This is a genomic window from Mesorhizobium sp. L-2-11 (assembly GCF_016756595.1).
GTDB lineage: Bacteria > Pseudomonadota > Alphaproteobacteria > Rhizobiales > Rhizobiaceae > Mesorhizobium.
Genome location: NZ_AP023257.1, coordinates 415277 through 434576 on the forward strand (window position 1 = coordinate 415277; position 19300 = coordinate 434576).

Annotated in this window: 17 protein-coding genes; 16 read left to right on the plus strand and 1 reads right to left on the minus strand. The window is 62.8% G+C overall.

The genetic code is table 11. The features are described 5' to 3' along the window. Positions 1 to 94 precede the first annotated feature (94 nt). The 7 genes from JG739_RS01920 (at position 95) to JG739_RS01950 (ending at position 7976) form a co-directional block, all read left to right on the plus strand. Positions 95 to 1126, plus strand: a complete 1032-nt coding sequence (locus tag JG739_RS01920) for a LacI family DNA-binding transcriptional regulator (protein ID WP_202365003.1) — start codon at positions 95 to 97, stop codon at positions 1124 to 1126. A 368-nt stretch (positions 1127 to 1494) separates the two neighbouring features. Further along, a complete protein-coding gene (locus JG739_RS01925) occupies positions 1495 to 2436 on the plus strand; it encodes a sugar ABC transporter substrate-binding protein (RefSeq protein ID WP_202365004.1) in 942 nt (313 codons plus the stop codon). Between the two features lie 158 nt (positions 2437 to 2594). Beyond that, on the plus strand, positions 2595 to 3671 hold the full coding sequence (locus tag JG739_RS01930; protein ID WP_202365005.1) for an ABC transporter permease: 1077 nt from the start codon (positions 2595 to 2597) through the stop codon (positions 3669 to 3671). 2 nt (positions 3672 to 3673) lie between these two features. Beyond that, positions 3674 to 4441, plus strand: coding sequence for an ATP-binding cassette domain-containing protein (locus tag JG739_RS01935; RefSeq protein WP_202365006.1), 768 nt, complete (start codon positions 3674 to 3676; stop codon positions 4439 to 4441). 126 nt (positions 4442 to 4567) lie between these two features. Beyond that, complete coding sequence (gene iolG, locus JG739_RS01940) at positions 4568 to 5563, plus strand: inositol 2-dehydrogenase (protein ID WP_202365007.1); 996 nt, start codon at positions 4568 to 4570, stop codon at positions 5561 to 5563. A 26-nt stretch (positions 5564 to 5589) separates the two neighbouring features. Beyond that, positions 5590 to 6384 (plus strand): SDR family oxidoreductase, encoded by a 795-nt coding sequence (locus JG739_RS01945; protein WP_202365008.1) that lies wholly within the window; start codon positions 5590 to 5592, stop codon positions 6382 to 6384. A gap of 500 nt (positions 6385 to 6884) precedes the next feature. Continuing rightward, positions 6885 to 7976, plus strand: coding sequence for a 3-deoxy-7-phosphoheptulonate synthase (locus tag JG739_RS01950; RefSeq protein WP_202365009.1), 1092 nt, complete (start codon positions 6885 to 6887; stop codon positions 7974 to 7976). 222 nt (positions 7977 to 8198) lie between these two features. On the opposite strand, the gene JG739_RS01955 is transcribed toward JG739_RS01950, so the two are convergent. After that, on the minus strand, positions 8199 to 9308 hold the full coding sequence (locus tag JG739_RS01955) for a Gfo/Idh/MocA family protein (protein ID WP_202365010.1): 1110 nt from the start codon (positions 9306 to 9308) through the stop codon (positions 8199 to 8201). 154 nt (positions 9309 to 9462) lie between these two features. Here JG739_RS01955 and JG739_RS01960 point away from each other — a divergent pair, with 154 nt between their 5' ends. The 9 genes from JG739_RS01960 (at position 9463) to phnN (ending at position 19009) form a co-directional block, all read left to right on the plus strand. Next, positions 9463 to 10308, plus strand: a complete 846-nt coding sequence (locus JG739_RS01960; protein ID WP_202365011.1) for a MurR/RpiR family transcriptional regulator — start codon at positions 9463 to 9465, stop codon at positions 10306 to 10308. A 144-nt stretch (positions 10309 to 10452) separates the two neighbouring features. Continuing rightward, positions 10453 to 12387 carry a bifunctional 5-dehydro-2-deoxygluconokinase/5-dehydro-2-deoxyphosphogluconate aldolase gene (locus JG739_RS01965; protein ID WP_202365012.1) on the plus strand — a complete coding sequence of 645 codons (1935 nt, stop codon included), beginning with the start codon at positions 10453 to 10455 and terminating at the stop codon, positions 12385 to 12387. 35 nt (positions 12388 to 12422) lie between these two features. Then, a complete protein-coding gene (gene iolD / locus JG739_RS01970; protein ID WP_202365013.1) occupies positions 12423 to 14273 on the plus strand; it encodes a 3D-(3,5/4)-trihydroxycyclohexane-1,2-dione acylhydrolase (decyclizing) in 1851 nt (616 codons plus the stop codon). A gap of 44 nt (positions 14274 to 14317) precedes the next feature. Then, complete coding sequence (iolE, locus tag JG739_RS01975; RefSeq protein ID WP_202365014.1) at positions 14318 to 15235, plus strand: myo-inosose-2 dehydratase; 918 nt, start codon at positions 14318 to 14320, stop codon at positions 15233 to 15235. 30 nt (positions 15236 to 15265) lie between these two features. Then, positions 15266 to 15484, plus strand: a complete 219-nt coding sequence (locus JG739_RS01980) for a DUF3329 domain-containing protein (RefSeq protein ID WP_202365015.1) — start codon at positions 15266 to 15268, stop codon at positions 15482 to 15484. Between the two features lie 6 nt (positions 15485 to 15490). Continuing rightward, the gene (gene iolB / locus JG739_RS01985; protein ID WP_202365016.1) at positions 15491 to 16303 is read left to right on the plus strand and encodes a 5-deoxy-glucuronate isomerase; all 813 of its coding nucleotides are present in this window, start codon (positions 15491 to 15493) and stop codon (positions 16301 to 16303) included. 152 nt (positions 16304 to 16455) lie between these two features. Beyond that, positions 16456 to 17163 carry a DUF1045 domain-containing protein gene (locus JG739_RS01990; RefSeq protein WP_202365017.1) on the plus strand — a complete coding sequence of 236 codons (708 nt, stop codon included), beginning with the start codon at positions 16456 to 16458 and terminating at the stop codon, positions 17161 to 17163. Between the two features lie 89 nt (positions 17164 to 17252). Beyond that, the gene (locus JG739_RS01995; protein ID WP_202365018.1) at positions 17253 to 18392 is read left to right on the plus strand and encodes an alpha-D-ribose 1-methylphosphonate 5-triphosphate diphosphatase; all 1140 of its coding nucleotides are present in this window, start codon (positions 17253 to 17255) and stop codon (positions 18390 to 18392) included. Beyond that, entirely contained in the window at positions 18389 to 19009 is a 621-nt protein-coding gene (phnN, locus tag JG739_RS02000; RefSeq protein ID WP_202365019.1) for a phosphonate metabolism protein/1,5-bisphosphokinase (PRPP-forming) PhnN, read from the plus strand. The genes JG739_RS01995 and phnN overlap by 4 nt, the downstream gene beginning before the upstream one ends. Positions 19010 to 19300: the final 291 nt, after the last annotated feature.

Below are 19300 nucleotides of genomic sequence, written 5' to 3' on the forward strand. Positions count from 1 at the left end.
CCAAGCCGTGATAGGCTCAACATCACGAAGAAAGTTTCTATCATTTCCCATCAGAATGATGTATAGCCTATGCGGGCAATCAGGCAGGAAGCGTATGGCAAAACGGCCAACTATCACCGATCTGGCGCGTATTTCGGGGGTCAGCGTCGCCACCGTCGATCGGGTGCTGAACAATCGCCTGCCGGTGCGCGAGGAAACCGCGCGACGCGTCTATGAGGCCGCCACCAGCATCGGCTATCACGCCGCCGGGCTGATCAAGCAGCGGATGCGCCAGGAACTGCCGGAATACCGGCTCGGCTTTCTGCTGCTGAGGGGCAATGATGTTTTCTACAGCGATTTCGCCCGCGAGATCGAACTGGCTGTTTCGCAATCGCAGCGCTTCCGCGGCGTCGCAACCATCGATTTCGCCAGTTCGCTGGCCCCCGACGAGATCGCCGCCCAGATGCGCAAGCTGGCGGCGAAATCCAGGGCAGTCGCCGTTGTCGGTCCGGACCATCCAACGCTGACGGCAGCCGTCGAGACCCTGAAGGCGAGGGGCCAACCCGTCTTCTCCCTGCTATCCGACTTTGCAGCCGGCATCCGCGAGGGCTATGTCGGCCTCGACAACCGCAAGGTCGGCCGCACCGCGGCCTGGATGATCGCCAGAGCGGCGAGGAAGCCCGGCAAGGTCGCCCTTTTCGTCGGCAGCCATCGCTTCCATGGCCATGAGCTGCGCGAGATCGGCTTCAGATCGTTTTTCCGCGAGCATGCGCCGGAATTCACGGTGATGGAGACGCTGGTCAACCTGGAAGCCAACCAGGTGACCCATGATGCAATGATCGATCTTCTGGCGCGGTACCCGGATCTGGCCGGCTGCTACGTCGCTGGCGGCGGCATGGAAGGCGCCGTTTCCGCGCTGCGGGCGGCCAGGCCGGCAAACATGCCGGTGGTCGTCTGCAACGAGATCAACGCCGAATCGCGCGCGGCGCTCGCCGACAACATCCTGACCATGGTGATTTCGACGCCGCTGGCAGCACTATGCCGCGAGCTTGTCGGGCTGATGGCGCATGCCATCGAGGCAGGCGCTGCCAATGCGCCGGGCCAGACCTTCCTGCCGTTCGACATCTATCTGCCGGAAAACATCTAGGTTCGGGCAGAACATCTGGGCTCAGCCAACATCCTGATTAGATCGGGGCGTCGGCAATGATGTGAACCATCAGCCTGATAGTTTCTTGCAAAAGATTTGCCGACCCTCAGCCGCGTTGTCCGAAAAATATGGCAGCCGCTTTCGGAATCTCCTTGACGTCCGCCCGTAGAATGGAATAAATATTTCACTAACTAGGTATTTTGGTTCTTTCGTTCCGGAACATCTGTTTCAACGGAGGACTTGGCGTTCCAGCCAACGCGGAAATCGCCATCGGAAACGGAGAAGCAATCGGGAGAGATTCCCTGGGAGATCGGGGATTCCGGGTAGATCGGTGCAGCCGGACACCAATTCTGTGGAGGAGAAATAGAATGAAAAAACTGCTGTTGGGCGCCGCATTCCTGGCGCTGATGAGCTCGTCCGCCCTCGCTGCCAAAATCGGCGTCTCGATGGCGCTGTTCGACGACAATTTTCTCACCGTGCTGCGCAACGGCATGATCGAGCAGGCCAAAGGCATGGAAGGCGTGGAACTGCAGGTCGAGGACGCGCAGAACGACGTGGCCAAGCAGCTCGACCAGATCAAGAACTTCGTCGCCTCGGGTGTCGATGCGATTATCGTCAATCCAGTCGACACCTCGGCCACCCAGGCGATGTCGGATGCCGCGGCTGCGGCCAACGTTCCGCTGGTCTATGTCAACCGCGAGCCGGTCAATGTCGACACGCTGCCGGACAACCAGGCTTTCGTTGCCTCGAACGAGGTTGAGTCAGGCACTCTCGAGACCCAGGAAGTCTGCCGCCTGTTCAAGGAAGCCGGCAAGACCGAGGCCAATGTCTACGTGATCATGGGCGAACTGTCGAACCAGGCCGCGGTGCAGCGCACCAAGGACATCGAGGATGTGATCGCCACTCCCGAATGCAGCTTCATCAAGATCATCGACAAGCAGACGTCGAACTGGAAACGCGAGGAAGCACAGAACCTGATGACCAACTGGCTTTCGACCGGCGCGCCATTCGATGGCGTGATCGCCAACAATGACGAAAGCGCCATCGGTGCGATCCAGGCCATGAAGGCTGCCAACATCGACATGAAGTCGGTTGTCGTCGGTGGCGTGGACGCCACCCAGGACGCGCTTGCCGCGATGCAGGCGGGCGATCTCGACGTGACCGTGTTCCAGGACGCGGCCGGCCAAGGCGCCGGGGCGCTGGACGCGGCGCTCAAGCTTTCCAAGGGCGAGGCAGTCGAGCAGAAGGTCTACATCCCGTTCCAGCTGGTCACGCCGGCAAACATGGACAAGTTCCTGCAGAAGAACTGAGGCAGAGGAGCGTTTTCGATAGGAGCGGCGCGGCAGTGCATCGGACCGGTTTTGGAATCCGATGTTTTAAGAACAAAAAAACAGCGCCGCTCCCTTTTTCCCTCATCGCCGCGGACAGCCGGCGAGAGGGCGACTGCGGCTGATGGAGGAAGCAAGAGTTGACACAGACAACCCATGGCGTCGGCGGACTGAGCTATGATGCGAAAAAGCGGACATGGCCTGCCGAATTCAACGTTTTCCTGGCGCTCATCATCCTCGTCGGCGCCTTTGAGCTGATCGGCCGGGTCTTTCTTGGCGACAGCTTCCTGTTCAACACCCGCGCAAATGTCGATACGATCTTCAACGAAGCGCGCCTGCAGATCATCATCCTGCAGGTGTCGATCGTCGGCATCATCGCCATCGGCGTGACGCAGGTCATCATTTCCGGCGGCATCGACCTTTCCTCCGGTTCGGTCGTCGGCGCCACGGCGATGATCGCCATGAGCTTCGCCCAGGTGGCGACGGTCAACGGCAACCCGAACCCCAAGGCGATGTTCATCGAGCAGGGCTGGACCGACCTGCCGGTGATCGTGCCGGTGCTCGTCGCGATCGGCTGCGGCCTGCTGGCGGGCCTGATCAACGGCACGCTGGTCGCCTATACCCGCATTCCGCCGTTCATCGCCACGCTCGGCATGATGGTCACCGCACGCGGCGTCGCCAAATGGTGGTCAAAAGGGCAGCCGATCTCGTTTCCCACCGAAAGTTTCGCCGCCATCGGCAAGGGGCTGATGCCGGTCATCATCTTCATATCGCTGGCGATTCTGTTCCAGCTGATCCTGTCATACACCAGGTACGGCAAGCACTGTTATGCCATCGGCTCCAACGAGGACGCCGCGCGTATGTCCGGCATAAATATCAAGGGCCACAAGGTCCTCGTCTTCGTCATTGCCGGCGTCCTCGCTTCGCTGGCGGCCGTGGTGCTGAGCTCCAAGAACCTCACTGCTCAGGCCGGCATGGGCGTGATGTACGAACTGGACGCGATCGCCATGGCGGTCATCGGCGGCGTCTCGCTGTCGGGCGGCCGCGGCTCGATCGTCGGCACGGTGATCGGTGCGCTGATCTTCGGCGTCATCATCTCCGGCTTCACCTTCCTGCGCCTCGACGCCTATTACCAGGAGATGGTCAAGGGCGTGATCATCATCGGCGCAGTCGTACTCGACCAGTGGCGCCAACGCCTGCGGGCAATGAGGGCTTGACCATGTCAGACATCGTCCTGAAGACCGAAAACCTGACCAAATACTATGGCGGCGTGCATGCGCTCGAAGGCGCGAATTTCGAACTGCGCAAGGGCGAGCATGTCGCCATCATGGGCGACAACGGCGCCGGCAAATCGACCTTCGTGCGCCAGATCACCGCCGTCGAGCAGCGCACCAGCGGCAAGATCTGGTTCGACGGCAAGGAAGTCAACTTCGCCGGCCCGATCGCGGCGCGCGAGGCGGGCATCGAGACGGTGTTCCAGAACCTGGCGCTCGCCGACGATCTCGACGTGCCGTCGAACCTGTTTCTCGGCCGCGAAAAGGTGCTGTTCAATCTCGGGCCTTTCTCGATCCTCGATCGCAAGTTCATGCGCAAGGCGACCGAGGCAGCGTTGATCCGCACGGCCGTGAAGATTCCCAATCTTTCCAACACCATCCGCCACATGTCGGGCGGCCAGCGCCAGTGCGTGGCAATCGCCAGAACCGCGACTTTCGCGTCCAAGCTCATCATCATGGATGAGCCGACGGCAGCACTTGGTGTGCAGGAGACGACGCAGGTCGAAAACATCATCCGCACGCTGAAGGCCAATGGCGAGCCGCTGATCCTGATCAGTCACAACATGCGCCAGGTGTTCGATCTTTGCGACCGCATCGTCGTCTTCCGGCGCGGCCGCATCGTCGCCAATTTGCGCAAGCAGGACACCGACGGCAACGACATCGTCTCATACATCACCGGCGCCAAGACCGGGGAGGCGGAACTTGCAGCTTAGGGCGGATGCGCGGCGGGTCATCGGCCCGTCGCCGATCAGCCGCGATAATAAAATCTACTGCGCCTCGCCCTCAACGGTGCAGTAAAGACGCACTACCATTTCAAACAATCCTCAAAGGAAATTCCCATGCCTCTCCGCTTCGCTCTTCTCGGTGCCGGCCGCATCGGCAAGGTCCACGCCCGTGCCGTCGGCTCCAATCCACAGGCCAGGCTGGTGGCAGTTGCCGATGCATTCGAGAAGGCGGCGACCGATCTGGCGTCGGCCTACGGCGCGGAAGTACGCAGCATCGAGGCCATCGAAAAAGCCGGGGATATCGACGCGGTCATCATCTGCACGCCGACCGACACCCATGCCGATCTGATCGAGCGGTTCGCCAAGGCAGGCAAGGCGATCTTCTGCGAGAAGCCGATCGATCTCGACGCCGGCCGAGTGGAAGAATGCCTGGCCGTGGTCGACAAGGCCGGCGCCACTTTGATGGTCGGCTTCAACCGCCGCTTCGATCCGCATTTCGCCGCCGTGCGCAAGGCGATCGACGACGGCGCCATCGGCACCGTCGAGATGGTGACCATCACGTCGCGCGATCCCGGCCCGCCGCCGCTCGACTATATCGGCCGCTCGGGCGGCATCTTCCGCGACATGACCATCCATGATTTCGATATGGCGCGCTTCCTGCTCGGCGAGGAGCCGGTGGCGGTCAGCGCCCATGCCTCGGTGCTGGTCGACAAAAAGATCGGCGAGGCCGGCGACTTCGACAGCGTCAGCGTCATCCTCGAAACCGCCTCCGGCAAGCAGTGCGTCATCTCCAATTCGCGGCGCGCCACTTATGGCTACGACCAGCGGATCGAGGTGCATGGCTCGAAAGGCATGGTTGCGGCCGAGAACCAGCGGCCGGTGTCGATCGAACTGGCCAATGAGAAAGGCTATACGCGCCCGCCGCTGCACGACTTCTTCATGACCCGCTACCTCGACGCCTATGCCAACGAGATCGCCGCCTTCATCGCGGCGGCGACGTCGGGCGAGAAGGCGGCGCCCAGCGGCAAAGACGGGCTCGTCGCGCTGAGGCTGGCGGACGCGGCGCTGAAATCGGCCAGAGAAGGCAAGACCGTCCGCCTCGACAACTGAGCAACATCAATCACAGGAGCAAGGCGATGAACGGTTCCGCCGGTCGCAATTCAGAGACACGCGCCATCGTCACCGGCGGCGCGCAAGGCATCGGCTTCGCCGTCGCCGAGACGCTGGCCGACGAGGGCTGCCGCGCCCTGGCGCTGGTCGGCCGTTCCAGGGAGAAGGGCGACAAGGCGGTCGCCGCTCTTGCGAAAAACGGCGTCGACGCCATCTTCATCAGCGCCGACGTCTCAGTGGTGGCCGACTGCAAGCGGGTCGTCGAAACCGCGATCGCTCATTTCGGCACCGTCAATGCGCTGGTCAACGCCGCCGCCACCTCGGCCCGCGGCTCACTGGTCGAGACCTCCGAGGATCTTTTTGACCAGATCTTCCAGACCAATGTGCGCGGCCCCTTCTTCCTGATGCAGGGTGTGGTGGCGCATCTGCTCGACCGCAAGGCGCCCGGCTCGATCGTCAACGTGCTGTCGATGTCGGCGCATTGCGGCCAGTCATTCCTGGCGCCCTATTCGTCGAGCAAGGGCGCACTGGCGACGCTAACCAAGAATGTCGCCAATGCCTATCGCGGCAATCGCATTCGCTGCAACGCCGTGCTGCCCGGCTGGATGGACACCGAGGGCGAGGCGATCGTGCAGAAGAAATGGCACGACGCGCCAGACGACTGGCTGGAAAAGGCCGAGGCCGCGCAACCGATGGGCCAGTTGGTGAAGCCGGCACAGCTTGCCCGGCTGATCAGCTATATGATCAGCCCGCAGTCGGGCGTCATGACCGGCTCGCTGGTCGACTACGACCAGACCATTGCAGGGTCCTCGCCGGAATAAGTTCAGCCGAGTAGCCTAGCGGAACGCCCATCGCTTCGTCATGCTGGGGCGGAGCAAGGAGCGAAGCGACGCGGCGCAGTATCCATGCCGCGATTTCAGAGCATTGCTCCGGTGCAGAATTCTGCTCCGCTGCACTCCTCGGCCAAGGCCACGACATGGATCCCAGGGTCTTCGCGACGGAGCTTCGCTCCTGCTTCGCCCTGGGATGACGAAGGTGGGGAATCCCGAATTGGCTGGACAACAGGCCTCTAACCCCTCAGATTGCCTGCGCAGCGCTACTACGCAGCTTCATCAGAGACGTGACAAGCGCCTCGGCTTCGGCTATAGGGCTGGCATGATCCACCTGACCGCCTCGTTCTGGTATTTTAGCTACGGCAGCTCGCTGGCGGCGGGAGGATTGCGCTCGATCTGAAGATTGCAGCAACAACATCCGAACAGCCGCCAGACCTGGCGGCTTTTTTGTTTCAGCCGGCAGGTCTCCCAACCAGGAGCAGAAAGCCGTGTTGACCACCACAGATGATCTTCGGGTCAAGGAAATCCGAGAGCTGAGTACGCCGGACGACGTGATGCGGGAGATACCGCGCACGCTGACGGCGACGCGCACCGTTGCCGCGTCACGCAACGCTATCCACGCCGTGCTGACCGGCGCCGACGATCGGCTGGTCGTCGTCGTCGGACCCTGTTCGATCCACGACCCGATCGCTGCCGTCGACTATGCCAGCCGGCTGGTGGCGCTGCGCGAGAGCCTGTCGGACCGGCTGGAGATCGTGATGCGCGTGTATTTCGAGAAGCCGCGCACGACGGTTGGCTGGAAGGGCCTGATCAACGATCCCGACCTGGATGGCAGCTTCAACATCGACAAGGGTCTGCGGATGGCTCGCAACGTGCTCTCCGCGGTCAACAACCTTGGCCTTCCGGCGGCGACCGAATTCCTCGACATGGCAACCCCGCAATACATTGCCGACCTCGTCGCCTGGGGCGCGATCGGCGCGCGCACGACAGAAAGCCAGATTCATCGCGAACTTGCATCCGGCCTGTCCTGCCCGGTCGGCTTCAAGAACGGCACCGACGGCAATTTGCGGATCGCCGCCGAGGCGGTGAAATCCGCCGCCCAGCCGCATCATTTCATGGCGGTGACAAAGGGCGGGCGCAGCGCAATCGCAACGACCACCGGCAACGAGGATTGCCACGTCATCCTGCGCGGCGGCATTGTGCCGAACTATGACGCAGCGAGCATCGCTGCCGCCTGCGCGGAACTCGGCCGGATCGGCATAGCACCACGGCTGATGATCGACGTCAGCCACGCCAACAGCAACAAGAAGCCGGAGAACCAGCCGATGGTGGCGGCCGACGTCGCAGGCCAGGTCGCGGCAGGCGAAAAACGCATCATCGGCGTCATGATCGAGAGCAACCTCGTCGCTGGCCGGCAGGAGGTCATGCCTGGCAAGCCGCTCGCCTATGGCCAAAGCATCACTGATGGCTGCATCGACTGGACAACCACCGAAACGGTGCTGCACGGCCTTGCCGACGCCGTCGAGCAACGCCGGTCAGCGCGACGCGCCCTGATCGCCAGCCGTCCGGGAGCCGCCTGAGACAGCTGGCGCGTTGCCCCCTTCTCCCCTTGTGGGAGAAGGTGGATCGGCGCGTAGCGCCGAGACGGATGAGGGGTGCTGAACGGAACACTGCGTTTAAAATGTCGAATGATTTTAAGCTCTTATGACTTCAAGGCAGCGATCCGGCCAACACCCCTCATCCGACCGAGCTTCGCTCGGCCACCTTCTCCCACAGGGGGAGAAGGGGAGCCAACGCCGGCGTCACCTCACATCCACCCAGCGCTGCTCCTCGAAGGAACGCGCCATCGCATGCACGGTGCGCTCGATCTCAAGGCCTTCGTCGAAATCGATGATGCGCGCCGGCTTGCCGGCCAGCCGGATCAAAAGCTCGCGGCATTCGATGATCTTGAGGTCGTTGAAGCCGAGACCGTGGCCGGGCGCCGGCAGGAAGGCGTCGTAGGGCTTGTGGTGCGGCGCCACCAGGATGGTGCGAAAGCCTTGCTCGGTCGGACGGTCGGATGTCAGGTAGAGCTGGAACTCGTTCATCCGCTCCTGGTCGTACAGGATCGAGCCCTTCGAGCCGAAGATCTGAATGGCGATCCGGCCCTTGCGGCCCCAGGCCGAACGGTTGACTAGGAGAGTACCGGCAATGCCGTTTTCGAGATGCATCAGCACGCTGGCGATGTCGTAGGTCTCGACCGCGCGACGCCCGCCCGATGCGACGCGGCGATCGGAATAGGGTTTTGTCATGTCGCACATGACGCGAGCGACGCGGCCGAACAGCACAGAGAGCAGCGACAGCGGATGCACGGCGAAATCGTCGAGCGCGCCGTAACCGGACGCCGCCTCGTGTTTCCAGAAGAACAGCGCCTCCGGGTCGGCCATGAAATCCTCGTCCATCTCGATGCGCAGATGATTGACGTCGCCGATGATCTTCTCGTCGAGCAGGGCACCGATATGGCGGATCGCCGGATTCTGAATATAGTTGTAGCCGAGCGCCGCCACCCTGCCAGATTTCTTGGCCGCCGCCGCCATGGCCTGCGCCTCGGCAAAGCTCGGCGCCATCGGCTTTTCGCACCACAGATGCTTGCCGGCTTCGAGGATGGCGACGGCCATTTCCGGGTGGAACTGGTTCGGCGTGGTCAGCGATACGATATCGACGTCCGGATCGTCGACGATGGCGCGCCAGTCGCCGGAGCCCTTGGCGAAGCCGAACTCGGTCGCCCGGCGCTTGGCGAGGTCGTCATCGACCTCGCCAAGATGGACCAGCCTTGGCTTGGCCACGTCGGGAAAGACGGTGCCGACCGCGTTCCAGGCGATGGCGTGGCACTTGCCCATGAACCCCGTGCCGATAAGACCGACTCCGACCATTTCCTTGTCTCCGCTGCCAGAAAGGTTGTGTGGATGAATTAGTCCATTTTTGCCAGAAATGGAACGCATGGCTCATTTTTTATGGTCTTCTTGCACAGGCTCGCTATGATGGGGCATCACACGGCATCGACTGATGAACCTGGGCGGAGCGACTATGGACGAACGGGTGCCCCGCGATTTCGAGACGCTGCGTACGACGATCCTGGAACGGCGCCAGAGCCTGCCCAAGCGCATCGCGCAGATCGCCGCCTATGCGCTCGACAATCCCGACGATATTGCCTTCGGCACCGCCGCCAGCATCGCCGCCTCCGCCGGCGTCCAGCCTTCGACCTTGATCCGTTTCGCCCAGCAGCTCGGCTTCGACGGCTTCACCAGCCTGCAGCTGGTGTTTCGCGAACGCCTGCGCGAGCGCAATTCGTCCTATGATGAAAGGCTGGCGGCATTGCGCGCCAAGGCCGAGGAAGGCGCCGGTCACCGAGCAATTTTCGACGGCTTCGTCGCCGCGGCGAGCACCTCGCTCAACGATATTTCAGGCAGGTTGAACGAAGACCATTTCGAAGCTGCAATCGCCTTGCTGGCGAAGGCGGAGACCATTTATGTGCTGGCCAAGCGCCGCTCCTATCCGGTCGCCTCCTACATCGCTTATGCGCTGGGCAAGCTCAAGATCCGCAACCAGCTGATCGAATCGGCTGCCGGCCTCAACGCCGAGATGATCAGCTTTGCCTCGCCCAGGGATGCCGTCATCGCCATCAGTTTCTCGCCTTATGCTCCAGCGAGCATCGAGGAGGCGCGCCTCATCTCGGAGCAAGGCGTTCCGATCGTGGCGATCACCGACAGTTCCTTTTCCCCGCTCGCCCAGTTCGCCAAAGTCTGGTTCGAGGTCGCCGAGGCCGATTTCGCCGGCTTCCGCTCGCTGTCAGCGACGATGGCGCTGGCCATGGCGCTGACCGTTGCGGTTGGCGAAAAGCGGCGTGACACCGCCGGCAAGCGCAGGGCCTGACAGGCACCTTTTCGGCAAAGGAACGCACGTTCCATATTGACTAACGATTGGAATTATTATTTCATATTGCCGGCCACGGTGCCGCTCGTGCGTGTTACCCAAAACAATGTGTTACCAAGACAACAAGGCTGATGGGAGGTTCGAATGAGCGAAGCTGTGGACGCGAAACATGCGCCGCTCGACGTTATCACCATCGGCCGCGCCTCGGTCGATCTCTACGGCCAGCAGATCGGCTCGCGCCTGGAGGACATCACCTCCTTTGCCAAGTCGGTCGGCGGCTGTCCGGCCAACATTTCGGTCGGTACGGCGAGGCTCGGTCTGCGCTCGGCTCTGCTCACCCGCGTCGGCAACGAGCAGATGGGTCGCTTCATCCGCGAGCAGCTGACACGCGAGGGCGTCTCCGTCGCTGGCCTCAGGACGGACCCGGACCGGCTGACCGCGCTGGTGCTGCTGTCGGTCGAGGACGAAGGCGTCTCGCCGATGATCTTCTACCGCTCCGACTGCGCTGACATGGCGCTTTCGGAAGACGATATCGACGAAGCGTTCATCGCTTCGGCACGCGCCATCGTCGTTACCGGAACGCATTTTTCGCGGCCCAACAGCGACGCCGCGCAGCGCAAGGCGATCCGCACTATCAAGGCCAAGGGCGGCAAGGTGGTGTTCGACATCGACTACCGCCCCAATCTCTGGGGTCTTGCCGGCCATGCCGAAGGCTTCGAACGCTACGTGAAATCCGACCGGGTCTCCGCCCAGCTGAAGTCGGTACTGCCTGATTGCGACCTGATCGTCGGCACCGAAGAAGAGATCATGATCGCCTCCGGCACCGACGATTGCCTCAGCGCGTTGAAGACGATCCGCTCGCTGTCCAAGGCCACCATCGTCTTGAAGCGCGGCGCCATGGGCTGCATCGTCTATGACGGGCCGATCAGCGACGACCTCGAGGACGGCATTGTCGGCAGGGGCTTTCCGATCGAGGTCTACAATGTGCTCGGCGCCGGCGATGCCTTCATGTCCGGGTTCCTGCGCGGCTGGCTCGGCGGCGAAAGCCTGGAGACGGCGGCGACCTGGGCCAATGCCTGCGGCGCCTTCGCCGTGTCACGGCTGCTCTGCGCGCCGGAATACCCGACCTTCGAGGAATTGCAGTTCTTCCTGAAGAACGGCAGCAAGCATCTGGCGCTGCGCAAGGACGAGGCGATCAATCATATCCATTGGGCGACGACGCGCCGGCGCGATATTCCCTCGCTGATGGCGCTGGCCTGCGATCATCGCATCCAGCTGGATGATGTCGCCGCGAAAGCCGGCGCCGACCCGTCGCGCATCCATGATTTCAAGGTGCTGACGGTCAAGGCGGCGGCAAAGGTTGCCGCCGGCCGTGCCGGTTACGGCATGCTGCTCGACGAAAAATACGGCCGCGAGGCGATGTTCGAATTCGCCCGCCATCCTTTCGCCTGGCTTGGCCGGCCGGTCGAACTGCCGGGATCGCGGCCGCTTCGTTTCGAATTCTCGCAGGATATCGGCTCGCAACTGATCGAGTGGCCGGTCGACCATTGCATCAAATGCCTGTGCTTCTACCACCCCGACGACCCGGAGGCGCTGAAGACCGAGCAGCAGCAGAAGCTCAAAAGCCTGTTCGAGGCCGCGCGGAAAGTAGGCAGGGAACTTCTCATCGAGATCATCGCCGGCAAGCACGGTACGCTCGACGATACCACCATCCCGCGGGCGCTGGAGGAACTCTATGCGCTCGATATCAAGCCCGACTGGTGGAAGCTTGAACCGCAGGCCTCGGCCGGGGCCTGGGCAAAGATCGAAGCGGTTATCCTGAAGAACGATCCGTGGTGCCGCGGCGTTGTGCTGCTCGGCCTCGAAGCGCCACAGGACGAACTGGAAGCGGCCTTTGCCGCCACCGCCAAGGCACCCATCGTCAAGGGCTTCGCCGTCGGCCGCACCATCTTCATCAACGCGGCCGAACAATGGCTTTCCGGCAAGATGTCGGACGACGAGGCAGTGGCCGACATGGCGTCGCGCTTCGAAAAACTGACCGAGGCGTGGCTTGCCGCGCGCGGCCGCAAAGCAGCATAACAAGGCGCGGCATAAGCACTGCGGAGGAAAACAACATGACCAAGACAGTCCGCCTGACGATGGCGCAGGCGCTGACCCGCTTTCTCGGCTGCCAAATGACCGAGATCGACGGCACAAAAATGCCGATCTTCGGCGGCGTCTGGGCGATATTCGGCCATGGCAATGTCGCCGGCATCGGCGAGGCGCTTTATCAGGTGCGCGACGAATTGCCGACCTTCCGCGCCCACAACGAACAGGCGATGGCGCATGCGGCGATCGCCTATGCCAAGGCCAATTTCCGACGCCGGTTCATGGCGGCAACCAGCTCGATCGGCCCCGGCGCGCTCAACATGGTGACGGCGGCGGCACTTGCGCATGTAAACCGGTTGCCCGTCCTGTTTCTCCCCGGCGACGTCTTCGCCAATCGTATCCCCGATCCCGTGCTGCAGCAGGCCGAGGACTTTTCCGACGGTACGACGACGGTCAACGACTGCTTTAAGGCCGTGTCGCGCTATTTCGACCGCATCACCCGGCCCGAGCAGATCATCCCGGCGCTCAACCGTGCCATGCAGGTGCTGACCGATCCGGCCGAATGCGGACCAGTGACCTTGGCGCTCTGCCAGGACGTGCAGGCCGAGGCCTTTGATTACCCTGAGAGCTTCTTTGCCGAACGGGTCTGGCATCAGCGCCGGCCGCGTCCGGACCGCCAGGAGCTCGCGACCGCGGTGGCAGCACTGAAGGACGCGAAGAAGCCCTTGGTGATCGCCGGCGGCGGCGTGCTCTATTCGCAGGCGACCAGTGAACTGGCGAAGCTGGTGCAAGGCGCCGGCATCCCGGTCTGCGAGACGCAGGGCGGCAAATCCTCGCTGCCGGACGATCATCCGCTCAACATGGCGGCGGTCGGCGTCACCGGCACTTCGGCGGCCAACCGGCTGGCAGAAGAAGCCGACGTCGTGCTCGCCGTCGGCACCAGGCTGCAGGATTTCACCACCGGCTCGTGGGCGCTGTTCAAGAATTCCGGCAAGACCATCATCGGGCTGAACGTCCAGCCTTTCGATGCGGGCAAGCACCAGGCGCTGCCGCTGGTCGCCGATGCTGCGGAAGGGCTCGCCGAGCTCGGCGCGGCGCTGGACGGCTGGCAGGCGCCGGCCGCGTGGACCGACAATGCGGCCAGGGGCAAGAAAGAATGGCAGGCCGAAGCCGGCAAGGTGACGGCCTCGACCAATGCCGCCTACCCGTCCGACGCGCAGGTGATCGGCGCCGTGCAGCGCGCCATGGGCTCCGACGTGATATTGCTTCATGCTGCCGGTGGCCTGCCCGGCGAGTTGCACAAGCTCTGGCAGGCGGGCGCGCCCGGCTCCTACCACGCCGAATACGGCTTCTCGACCATGGGCTACGAGATCGCTGGCGGGCTTGGCGTCAAGATGGCCAAGCCCGACGAAGAGGTCGTCGTCATGATCGGCGACGGTTCCTATCTGATGCTCAATTCCGAGATCGCAACCTCGGTCATGCTCGGCCTCAAGCTGATCATCGTGCTGCTCGACAACAGAGGCTATGGCTGCATCAATAGGCTGCAGATGGCAACCGGCGGCGCCAACTTCAACAATCTGCTGAAGGACGCCCGCCACGAGATTTTGCCCGACATCGACTTCGCCGCGCATGCGGCAAGCCTCGGCGCCATCGCCGAGAAGGTTTCGTCGATCGCCGGGTTGGAAACGGCGCTGGCAAAGGCGAAAGACAATAGCAAGACGACGGTACTGGTCATCGACACCGACCCGCTGGTGTCGACCGATGTCGGCGGCCATTGGTGGGATGTCGCCGTGCCGGAAGTTTCTTCACGGCCGCAGGTCAACGCCGCACGCAAAGCCTATGAAGAAAAGCGGCGGACGCAGAGTGTTGGTGATTGATGTCGGCGAATGAAAATTGAACGATCTGACATTGGAGTGACGACGTGAAAGCCAAACTGGGCATGTCCCCCATTGCATGGTGGAACGACGATCTTGCGGAACTCAGCGATGACGTGTCGCTGGAGGAATGCCTGGCGCAATCGCGCTCGGCGGGCTTCACCGGCATGGAAATGGGCCGCCGTTTTCCCAGTGATCCGAGAATCATGCTGCCGATCCTGAAGGAGGCCGACGTGACGCTCTGCGGCGGCTGGTTCTCCGGCACACTGGTCGACGAAGACATGGCCAGGAATAAGGATCGCATCCAGCCGATGATCGATCTGTTCAAGGCGGTGGACGCGCCCTGCATCGTCTATGGCGAGGTCGGCCGCTCCATCCAGGGTGACCGCTCAAAGCCGCTCGCCACCAAGCCGAGGCTTTCGGAAGACGAGATGAAGACCTATGCGAGGCGCCTCACGCAGTTCGGCGAATGGTGCGCCGAGCAAGGCATGCCGCTCTCCTACCACCATCATATGGCGGCGGTCGTCGAGACCGAGCCGGAGCTCGATGCCTTCATGCGCCATTCTGGAGAAGGCATTCCACTGCTGCTCGATGCCGGCCATCTGGCTTTTGCTGGCGGTGACGTGCTGCGCGCCATCGACAATCATCACCGGCGCATCAATCATGTCCATGTGAAGGACGTGCGCATGGAGGTGATCGAAAAACTCGATCGCCAGAAGCAATCCTTCCTCGATGCCGTGGCGCTCGGCGCCTTCACGGTGCCGGGAGATGGCTCGCTGGATTTTGGTGCCATTGTGGAAAGACTGGCAAACTATGGCTATGAAGGCTGGTTCGTGGTCGAGGCCGAACAGGATCCCAAGAAGAATCCGCCGCTCAGGATGGCGCAAGTCGGTTACAAGGAATTGATGCGGGTGATGACGGCTGTCGGCTACACGGTTGAAACGCAGGGCTTCCCCAATGCATGAACGCAGTATTTTGGGCGACGGGCTGATCCGATGAAGGACTCCGAGCATCCGTTCTTCCGGCCTCTGTGGCGGCGCGTTGCCATCGTCGCCGTCTGTCTGGTCTGGTCCGTGGTCGAGTTTGCCACCGGCGCGCCGTTCTGGGGCACGATCGCGCTCGGCTTCGCCTTCTATGCCGTCTGGCAGTTCTTCTATCTCTACAAGCCGGCCGACGGCAGCAAGGGTTCGGCCGACACCGAACCAAAGGAATGAATCGCGATGTCGAAACTGCTCGTTAAAGCCGATAAGGGCCATGGCCGCGTCGCCCATGTGACGCCGCAAAATGCCGGCTGGACCTATGTCGGTTTCGATCTGCATCGATTGCGGCCCGGCGAGACCGTCTCCGGACAAACCGCGAGCCGTGAAGTCTGCCTGGTGTTCGTCACCGGCAAGGGCAAGGCCACGGCCGGCAGCAACGATCTTGGCCTGCTCGGCGAACGGATGTCGCCCTTCGAAGGCAAGCCGTGGTCGGTCTATGTGCCGCAGGGCTCTGACTGGTCGGTGACTGCCGACACCGATCTCGAACTCGCGGTCTGCTCGGCGCCGGGGCTTGGCGGCGGCCTGCCGGTCCGGGTCATTGCGCCGAAGGATCTCGGCCAGGAGGTTCGCGGCAAGGGCACCAACACGCGCTATGTCACCAACATCCTGCCGGAAGGCAAGCCGGCCGATTCATTGCTGGTGGTCGAGGTCATCACGCCTGGCGGCCACACGTCGAGCTATCCGCCGCACAAGCACGACCAGGACAATCTGCCGGCCGAATCCTATCTCGAGGAGACCTATTACCACCGCCTCAATCCGCCGCAGGGCTTTGCTTTCCAGCGCGTCTACACCGATGCCGACCGGAATGGCGCTCGTTCGGTCGACGAGGCGATGGCGATCGAGGACGGCGACGTCGTGCTCGTGCCCAAGGGTTATCACCCTTGCGCCGCGTGCCATGGCTACGATCTCTACTACCTCAACGTCATGGCCGGGCCGAAGCGGACGTGGAAATTCCACAACGCGCCCGAGCACGAATGGCTGATGAAGGCCTGAGGCGCCGCCCGTCCGGGTTGGCAAACTGGCCCAAAGCGAAAAATCGTCGGCTAATGACCCGCCTGAACAAGTTTGTTATCAGGAGCGATCATCAGCTTCGTCATTTCGTCATGCAAATCGCCTATGGCAGCGGGAGTTGACGAGGACTCTCGATGCGCTACGCTATCTATTTCACCCCCCGGCAGGACGAACCGCTGGCGCGGATCGCCGCCAATTGGCTTGCCCGCGACCCGTTCGGCGCCGCCACGCGGCCGGTAGAGGCCGTGGGCGAGCTGTCGGCGGCGGAAGTCGCCTTCCACACCGCTTCGGCACGCCGCTACGGCTTTCATGCGACACTGAAAGCGCCCTTCCGGCTGGCTTCGAACGAAACGGAAGCCGCGCTTCGCGCGGCACTGGACGATTTCGCCGAGACGACGCCGGTGGTGACGATCCCGCGGCTGGTCGTCAGCCAGATCGACGGCTTCTTCGCCCTGGTGCCGGAAGGACCGCTGCCGGCGCTCAACCGCTTCGCCGACGACGTTGTGCGCGACTTCGACCGTTTTCGCGCGCCGCTGAGCGAGGCTGAGATCGAACGGCGCAGCCCTGACTCGCTGAAGCCGGCTGAATTCCGCAATCTCTGCCAGTGGGGTTACCCCTATGTCTTCGAGACCTTTCGATTCCACATGACGCTGTCCGGCCGTGTCTCGTCACAGGAAAGCCCTCGTCTTCGCGCAGCAATCGACAGCCTGTTTGCGCAGGTCCTGCAACGGCCGGTGACGGTGGACGCAGTGACCCTGTTTGTCGAAACCGAACCTGGCGCCCCGTTCATGGTGCTTTCCCATCATGCGCTTGGGCGCCGCCCGGCGAGAAAAACTGCCTGAGAAACTATTTGTTTAACCGCTTTTGTGCGACGCCAACTCATCCCAATCGGTGATTCAATTGGCTGCAAAAGTTCCAAGGACTGCCTGAAATGACCGTCGAGACCGTTCTCAACAATGCCCGCATCGTGCTTGCCGACGAGATCGTCGAAGGCTCGATCGTGCTGCGCGACGGCTTGATCGCCGGGATCGATGCCGGCGCCGGCCGGAAGGGCGAGGACATGGCCGGCGATTTCATCATTCCCGGGCTGGTCGAGCTTCATACCGACCACCTGGAGGGTCACTACGCGCCGCGGCCGAAAGTGCGCTGGAACCCGATCGCCGCCGTTCTCGCCCACGACGCGCAGGTGGCGACCGCCGGCATCACCACCGTGCTCGATGCCTTGCGCGTCGGCATGGACGACGACGCCGACATGAATTCGGCCGACATGCGCAAGCTGGCCGACGCGATCGAGGACAGCGTCCAGCAGGACCGGCTGCGGGCCGACCATTTCATCCATCTGCGCTGCGAGGTTTCGGCGCCGGATTGCCTCGCCGCCTTCGCGCATTTCGACGGCGACGACAGGATCAAGCTGGCGTCACTGATGGACCATGCGCCGGGACAGCGCCAGTTCGTCGATTTGCAAACCTATGCCTATTACTACCAGCGCAAGCTGAAGCTGACGGATCGCGAATTCCAGCAATTCTGTGAGAAGCGGATGGCGGAGTCGGCGACGAATTCGGGGTCGAACCGCGCCTTCATCGCTGCTGCCTGCCATCAGCGCGGCATCGTGCTGGCCAGCCATGACGACGCCACGACCGGCCATGTCGACGAGGCGATCGAACAAGGCGTCCGCGTCGCCGAATTCCCGACCACCAAAGAGGCCGCAAAAGCTTCGAAAGCGGCAGGGCTCGGGGTGCTGATGGGCGCCCCTAACGTCATGCGCGGCGCCTCGCATTCGGGCAACGTTTCGGCCCGGACACTCGCCGGCGAAGGCTTGCTCGACATATTGTCGTCCGACTACATCCCCTTCAGCCTGATCCAGTCGGCCTTTTTCCTTGGCGACGTTGTCGACGGCATCTCCCTGCCGCAGGCGGTGGCGATGGTTTCGAAGAACCCGGCCGAGGCAGTCGGCCTCGCCGACCGTGGTGTCATCGAGCAGGGCCGGCGCGCCGATCTGGTTCGCGTCCGTCTTGACGATCATGTCCCGGTTGTCCGCACCGTCTGGCGGCAGGGACGTCGGGTCGCGTGATGGTGTCGGCGTCGATCGAGCGTGAATTGTCCGCCGCGGCGTTTCCGATCCGCGACGGCGTGTTCGTCGCCGTCGTCGGGCCGAGCGGCGCCGGCAAGGACACGGTGATCGGCTATGCCCGGGTGCTGTTTGCCGACGAAAGCCGGCTGGAGTTCGTGCGCCGGGTCATCACCCGGCCGAGCGACACGACGAGCGAGGATCACGACACGCTGGCCGATGCGGCTTTCGTCGGGGCCGAAGCGGACGGCGCCTTCGCCATCTCCTGGGAGGCGCATGGCTTGCGCTACGGCATCCCGGCTGAAGTCGACCGGTCGGTCGCCAATGGCCGCGTCGCCATCGCCAATGTCTCCCGCGCCATTATCCCGGCGCTGCGTGATCGCTATGCCAATCTGGCTGTCGTCGAGATCTCCGCGTCGCCGCAGATCCTGGCCGAGCGACTGGCGATGCGCGGCCGCGAGTCGCGTGGCGAGGTGCTGGCGCGGCTGGCGCGCAGCGCCAATGTGGCGCTGTCCGGGCCAGATGTCACCTCGATCGACAATAGCGGACAGCGCGAGGCGGCTGGCGAGCGTTTTGTCGAAGTGCTGCGCAGGGCGATGACGTTCTCCGACGGGGCGTAATCCGAGCCGCCTTTTGCCTTCTCCCCTTGTGGGAGAAGGTGGATCGGCGCGCAGCGCCGAGACGGTTGAGGGGTGTTGGGAGAAATGAGGCGTCGGCGTTCTCTGGAACACCCCTGCCATGAAAGTAATTTCAAACCCTGTTTCATTTCAAAGAGATAGCGGCTTGGGCCAAGGACTCGATTTTAGAGCCGACATACCAGAGAAAGCGGCCCGCGCACCTTTCATCTGCGATGGCGCCCGGTGCCGGGCGATGTGTCTCATCCGGCCGAGCTTCGCTCGGCCACCTTCTCC

Excerpts from the sequence above, each read along its gene's own strand:
- iolB (WP_202365016.1), top strand. The coding sequence starts at position 15,491 with ATGTCGAAACTGCTCGTTAAAGCCGATAAGGGCCATGGCCGCGTCGCC.
- JG739_RS01960 (WP_202365011.1), top strand. The coding sequence starts at position 9,463 with ATGGACGAACGGGTGCCCCGCGATTTCGAGACGCTGCGTACGACGATC.
- JG739_RS01925 (WP_202365004.1), top strand. The coding sequence starts at position 1,495 with ATGAAAAAACTGCTGTTGGGCGCCGCATTCCTGGCGCTGATGAGCTCG.
- JG739_RS01955 (WP_202365010.1), bottom strand. The coding sequence starts at position 9,308 with ATGGTCGGAGTCGGTCTTATCGGCACGGGGTTCATGGGCAAGTGCCAC.
- JG739_RS01920 (WP_202365003.1), top strand. The coding sequence starts at position 95 with ATGGCAAAACGGCCAACTATCACCGATCTGGCGCGTATTTCGGGGGTC.
- iolD (WP_202365013.1), top strand. The coding sequence starts at position 12,423 with ATGACCAAGACAGTCCGCCTGACGATGGCGCAGGCGCTGACCCGCTTT.
- JG739_RS01965 (WP_202365012.1), top strand. The coding sequence starts at position 10,453 with ATGAGCGAAGCTGTGGACGCGAAACATGCGCCGCTCGACGTTATCACC.
- JG739_RS01990 (WP_202365017.1), top strand. The coding sequence starts at position 16,456 with ATGCGCTACGCTATCTATTTCACCCCCCGGCAGGACGAACCGCTGGCG.
- JG739_RS01980 (WP_202365015.1), top strand. The coding sequence starts at position 15,266 with ATGAAGGACTCCGAGCATCCGTTCTTCCGGCCTCTGTGGCGGCGCGTT.
- JG739_RS01935 (WP_202365006.1), top strand. The coding sequence starts at position 3,674 with ATGTCAGACATCGTCCTGAAGACCGAAAACCTGACCAAATACTATGGC.
- iolG (WP_202365007.1), top strand. The coding sequence starts at position 4,568 with ATGCCTCTCCGCTTCGCTCTTCTCGGTGCCGGCCGCATCGGCAAGGTC.
- JG739_RS01995 (WP_202365018.1), top strand. The coding sequence starts at position 17,253 with ATGACCGTCGAGACCGTTCTCAACAATGCCCGCATCGTGCTTGCCGAC.
- JG739_RS01945 (WP_202365008.1), top strand. The coding sequence starts at position 5,590 with ATGAACGGTTCCGCCGGTCGCAATTCAGAGACACGCGCCATCGTCACC.